Here is a 3,796-nt window from a genome sequence, read left to right on the forward strand (position 1 = left end):
CGGCAGCTCCGCCAGCGCGGCCCGCGCCGCCCGCACCCGGCGGCGCGCCTCGGTGAGCGCGGCCGAGCGCCCGCCCGCCTCCTCGATCAGCGCCGCCACCCGGCCGGGCTCGGCGTCCGACTCCAGCAGTGCCCGTACGGCCCCGCCGGCGGGGGAGTCCAGCGCGGCCAGGACCGGGAAGGTCTTCTTGCGCTCCCGCAGATCCCCGTGGACCGGCTTGCCGGTGACCGCCGGGTCGCCCCAGATCCCCAGCACGTCGTCGACGATCTGGAAGGCGACGCCCAGCTCCCGGCCCGCGCGGTCCAGGGCACGCACGGCCGGGTCCGGCGCCCCGCCGAGCAGCGCGCCCAGAGCGGCCGCGCATCCCAGCAGGGCGCCGGTCTTGCGCTCGGCCGTCGTCCGGTAGGCGTGCGGGCGCACCCGGTCCGGGCCCGTCCAGGGGCGGGCGGCGAACAGCAGGTCGTCCGCCTGCCCGTGCACCAGGTCGCGCAGGGCGGCCGACAGCAGCCGCACGGCCCGCGGCCCCTCCTGCGTCGCCGCGAGCGTCTCGACGGCCAGCGCGAAGAGGGCGTCCCCGGCGAGCACGGCGGGACCCGTGCCGTACGCCTTCCACACCGTGGGGCGCCGCCGCCGCGTCTCGTCGCCGTCCATGACGTCGTCGTGCAGCAGCGAGAAGACATGGACCAGTTCCACCGCGACGGCCGCGGGGACCGCGCTGCGGCCCGGTGCCCCGACCGCCTCGGCGCCGAGCACCGCCAGCGCCTGCCGTACGCCCTTGCCGCCGGAGCCGGCGGCCGGCGTCCCGCCCACCTCGCACCAGCCGAGGGAGTACCCGGCCATCTCGGCCACCCAGGGGTGGGTGCGCCCGACGGCCTCCCGCAGCGCGGGCCGCACCAGCGCCCGGCAGCGTGCGAGGACCCGTCCGGCGTCGGGGGCGGGCACGGCCGCGGCGCGGGGGAACGCGTCGGCGGGACCGGTCGGCGCGGCGCCCGCGGACGCCCCGGCAGGCGTCCGCAGCGCGGAGTGGGAAGCCGTCATCGCACGCCCACCGCCCCGGCGTCCGCGCCGATGCCGAACTCCTCCTGGGCCCGCGCCACCATCTCCCGTGCGTGGCGCAGCCCGATGCGTTCCAGGACCCCGGCGAGTTCGGCCAGTTCGGCTGCGGTCTCGTCCCGGTCGCGGCCCAGCCGCGCCCGGGACTTGGCGAGCCCCAGCCGGGACAGCGCCTGCCCCCGGGGCTCGTCCATCGCGCGGAACTCCGTGAGCGCGCGTTCGTACATGCCGCGGGCCTCGGCGTAACGTCCGGCGCGGTAGAGGACGTTGCCGCGCATCTTGTGGTTGTAGGCCAGCGCGCTGGAGAGCTTCATGGCGCGGCACATGGACTCCGCCTCGGACAGCAGCGCCAGCGCCCGCTCCACGTCGCCGTCGCGCACCGAGACGACGTCCGCGAGGCCGCGCAGCGCCCAGGCGTGGCCGCGGCGGTCCTCCGCTCCCGCGGCGATCTCGGCCGCCTCCGCGAACAGGGCGTGGGCGGTGTCGTAGGAGCCGGTGTTGCGGTGGATCTGGGCGATGCCCTCCAGCGCCCACACGGTGTGCCGTGCCTCGCCGCGCCGCCGCGCCTCGGCCAGCAGTTGCTCGTGCAGCCGGCGCACCGCCTCGTAGTCGCCCTGGATGCGGCCGGTCTCGGCGAGCCCGGCCAGCGAGTAGCCCCGTACGACGATGTCGCCGCCCCGCTCGCCGAGTTCGGCCGCGAGCCCGAGCAGGCGGCGGGCCAGCGGGAAGGAGCCCCGCTGCCGGGCCAGCGTGCCGCCGCTCCACAGGGCCCACGCCATGGCCGCCGTGTCCCCGGCCTCCCGGGCGGCGCGGTAACTCGCCTTCCAGGCCCGGTCGGCGTCCCCGATCCGGCCGAGGCGGCGGTGCGCCTCGGCGACCGCGAGGCCGCAGCGCGCCGCCTCGCCGTGTTCGCCGGCCCGCTCGGCCGCTCTCAACTGCTCGGTGCCGGCGGCCAGTACGTCGGTGAGCGACGCGTTCACGGACAGGGTGGTGAGGGCGCCCTGATACTCCGGGGCGAATGCCTTGCCGTACATCGATGCCTCTCGATCGCCGACACGCCGTGTCCGCACCGCGTGGGTGCGGCATACGTATACGCCGCATGTATACGCAGTGTGTATAGCGCGTGGGGGGTCTCCCCGGGCCACAACTGCGGCCGGGGCTCCGTCTGTTGTCGATCAAGACGTCGGCAGGGCGGGCGGGGTTGCTCGCGGCCCCTCGTGAGGCGCAGATCACCTCACGAGGGGCATCGGCGGGGCCGGTGTCAGTGCTGCTGGGGCTTCTGCGGTGTCACCTCGCTCGGCCGCACCACGACATATCCGTGGCCCTGGAGTACCAGCTGCACCGCCTCGCCGGAGCCGCCGCGCAGCATCGAACCGAGCGACTGCGAGCGGTGCAGGGAGGTCTGGAGCCCGGCCGTCCAGCCGACCACCGCGTCCGTGTCGACGTACACCGGGTACTCCGGCGCGACCGGGATGACGAGCGGGCTCCCCTCGCAGACCAGCCCCAGCCTGCCCTGCCCGGTGAACACGCTGTTGAACAGGCCGCCGCCGGTGATGCCCGCGCCCTTCACCGTGGAGATGCGGTACGACAACGAGGCGTCGAAACACAGGACGTTGCGGCCGTTGACCGTGAACTCGTCGCCCGGTTCCACGTCGACGACGAAGCAGTTCTGCGCCTCGTGCGCGAACCACGCCTCGCCCTGCCCGCGCACCGCCATCAGCGGCAGGCCCTCACCGGTCACCGCCCGCTTGAGCATGCCGCCCACGCCCTGGCCCTTGCGCTCGAACTGGAGGTTCCCGCGGTAGGCGACCATCGCGCCCTGGCGGGCGTGCATCTCGCCGTTCACCGCGTACTTGATGCATTTGGGGTTCTCGATGGTCATGCCCGCGGCGGTCGCGGGCTGCACCATGTGCTCGCTGGAAAAGAGGTCGCTCTTCATGGGTGCATCCTGTCCCGGACGTGCCGGTTCCCACCAGTCGTGGCGCGTCGCGTTCTCGGGGACGTCAGCCGCCGAACAGCTGGGTCCAGTAGGTGGCCGCCGCGCCGCCGCCCGCGAAACCGGCCCCGATGCGGGTGAAGCCGGGCGCGAGGATGTTGGCGCGGTGCCCCGGGCTGTCCATCCAGCCCGCCACGGCCTCGGCGGGGGAGCGCTGCCCGCACGCGATGTTCTCGCCGACGCTGCGCACGCCCGCCCCCGCGGCGGCGGCCCGGTCCCAGGGCCGGCCGCCCTCGGGGGAGGTGTGGGAGTAGTAGGCGCGGGCCACCATGTCCGCGCTGTGCGCCTGCGCGGGGTCGGCGAGCAGGGGCGGCAGACCGGCCGCGGCCCGCTCCCGGTTGGTGCGTTCGACGACCTCGGCCGCGGTGCGGGCCAGACCGGCCGGTGTCAGCGGGCTCGCCCACAGCGCCGTCCAGTACGTGCCGTCCGGGCGGCCGCCCGTCGCCCGCGCCAGGGCGGCGTGGGTGAAGCGGGTGTCGAGGAGGGTGCGGCGGGCCGGGCCGGCGTCCAGGCAGTACGCCACGAACTCCGCCGGGGTGCGCGGGCCCGACACCAGGTGTTCCCCGACGGCGAGGAAGGCGTACCCGGCGGCGGTGACCCGCTGATGGACCGAGAGGCCGTCGCGGCCCTCGGCGCCGAGCCGGCCCGCCGCCGCCATCGCGCCGGCGTGGGCGCGGGCCGCCGAGGCCAGCCGGACGTCCAGCACCACGGCGGGCGAACCGGCCGCGCGCCGGGCGGAGTTGACGG

The 3,796-nt window shown here is 76.1% G+C and carries 4 protein-coding genes; all 4 read right to left on the reverse strand.

What is annotated here, in order from left to right:
• Nucleotides 1-1,038: polyprenyl synthetase family protein (locus SZN_RS36160; RefSeq protein ID WP_007505434.1), on the reverse strand; the 1,038-nt coding region annotated here is incomplete at its 3' end.
• On the reverse strand, nt 1,035-2,087 hold the full coding sequence (locus SZN_RS36165) for a tetratricopeptide repeat protein (RefSeq protein ID WP_007505435.1): 1,053 nt from the start codon (nt 2,085-2,087) through the stop codon (nt 1,035-1,037). The genes SZN_RS36165 and SZN_RS36160, both read right to left, overlap by 4 nt.
• A 227-nt stretch (nt 2,088-2,314) precedes the next feature.
• A complete protein-coding gene (locus SZN_RS36170; protein ID WP_007505436.1) occupies nt 2,315-2,992 on the reverse strand; it encodes an AIM24 family protein in 678 nt (225 codons plus the stop codon).
• Between the two features lie 64 nt (nt 2,993-3,056).
• A partial coding sequence (locus SZN_RS36175) for a CAP domain-containing protein (RefSeq protein ID WP_007505437.1) occupies nt 3,057-3,796 on the reverse strand: 740 nt, incomplete at its 5' end.

Source organism: Streptomyces zinciresistens K42 (genome assembly GCF_000225525.1).
GTDB lineage: Bacteria > Actinomycetota > Actinomycetes > Streptomycetales > Streptomycetaceae > Streptomyces > Streptomyces zinciresistens.